The 1,729-nt window shown below is 77.9% G+C and carries 1 protein-coding gene; it reads left to right on the top strand.

Annotation, left to right across the window (positions count from 1 at the left end):
* The coding region (locus GUY61_RS38035; protein ID WP_166634850.1) for a helicase-associated domain-containing protein at positions 1 to 1,729 on the top strand (1,729 nt) is incomplete at both ends.

Raw genomic sequence — 1,729 nt, forward strand, 5'->3', positions numbered from 1 at the left:
CAGCACCCCTCCCCGACCGGTCTCGGCCCGACCGTCGCCGAGGCGACGTCCGGCATGTCGCCGGGCCGGATCCAGGAGATCCTGGCCGCCGCCGGACTGACGCCGACCCATGACCCGGTGAGCGCCGTCGCCGCCCTGTCCGCGCTGTTCTCCGACCGGGAGCGGATGTCGGCGCTGCTCGACGAGGCGCCCACGGAGTCCACGGCGGTGCTCGGCCGGCTGGTGTGGGGGCCGCCGTACGGGCAGGTCACCGCGCAGCCCGCAGCGCACGTGCGCTGGCTGCTCGACCGGGGTCTGCTGCTGCCGACCGGAATCGGCACCGTCGTCCTGCCCCGTGAGGCCGCCCTCCACCTGCGCGGCGGGCGCGCGCACCGCGAGCCGGCGCCGGTGCCGCCCGCCGTCGGGGCGGCGGCCGTGCACACGCCCCGAACCGTCGACGCCACCGCGGCGGGGCAGGCCTACACGGCCCTGGCCACCGTCGAGGAGCTGCTGCGCGAGTGGCACACTGGCGGGCCCTCCGTGCTGCGCGCCGGCGGTCTCAGCGTCCGCGACCTCAAGCGCACCGCCGCGGCGATCGACCTGCCGGAGCCGGTGACCGCCTTCTGGCTGGAGCTGGCGTACGCGGCCGGGCTGCTGGCCTCGGACGGCGAGGCCGACGAGCGTTTCGCTGCCACCCCGGAGTACGACGAGTGGCTGGAGCTGCCCCCGCAGGACCGCTGGGCGCGGCTGGTCGCGGCGTGGCTGCCGGCCACGCGGACGGCGGGTGTCGCGGGCGCGCAGGACGCCAAGGGCCGCACACTCTCCGCCCTCGGCCCGGGGCTCGACCGGGGCGCCGCCCCTGAGGTGCGCCACCGTGTACTGACGCTCCTCGCCTGGCTGCCCGAGGGCGGTGCGCCGCGCGAGGAGGCGGTTCTCGCGCGGCTGCGCTGGGAACAGCCGCTGCGCTCGCCCGCCCACGGCACCGCCTACTCCGCCGCCGGCACGGGTGCCCGTCCCGGTGCAGCTGCGGGTACGGGCACGGGGGCCGGTGCGCCGGAGGATCTGCGGACCCGGCTCGCCCGCTGGACCCTCCAGGAGACCGAGCTCCTCGGCGTGACCGGACGCGGGGCGCTCTCCTCGCACGGCCGCGCGCTCCTCACCGACGCCCCCGCCACGCCCGCAGAGGCCGCCGCCCTCGCCGGCCGCGCCGCGGCGCTGCTCGCCCCGCACCTCCCGGCGCCGCTCGACCACGTACTCCTCCAGGCCGACCTGACCGCCGTCGCACCCGGCCCGCTCGAACGGCCTCTCGCCGCGATGCTGGGCGTGCTCGCGGACATCGAGTCGAAGGGCGGGGCGACGGTCTACCGGTTCACCCCCGGGTCCGTACGCCGGGCCCTGGACTCCGGGCAGACGGCGGGCGACCTGCACGACTTCCTGGCCCGGCGCTCCCGCACCCCGGTGCCGCAGCCGCTCACCTACCTCATCGACGACGTGGCCAGGAAGCACGGCCACCTGCGGGTCGGCGCCGCCTCCGCGTACGTGCGCTGCGACGACGACGCGATGCTCGCCGAGATCCTGGCCGACAAGCGGTCCCGGTCCCTGGGGCTGCGGCGGCTGGCCCCGACCGTGCTGGCGGCGCGGGTGGAGCCCACCGCGCTGCTGGAAGGGCTGCGCGCCATGGGATTCGCTCCGGCCGCCGAGTCGGCCGAGGGGGACGTGGTGGTCGCGCGCGCCCAGGCGCACCGCACCC

It is taken from the genome of Streptomyces sp. GC420, assembly GCF_009916105.1.
Classification (GTDB): domain Bacteria; phylum Actinomycetota; class Actinomycetes; order Streptomycetales; family Streptomycetaceae; genus Streptomyces.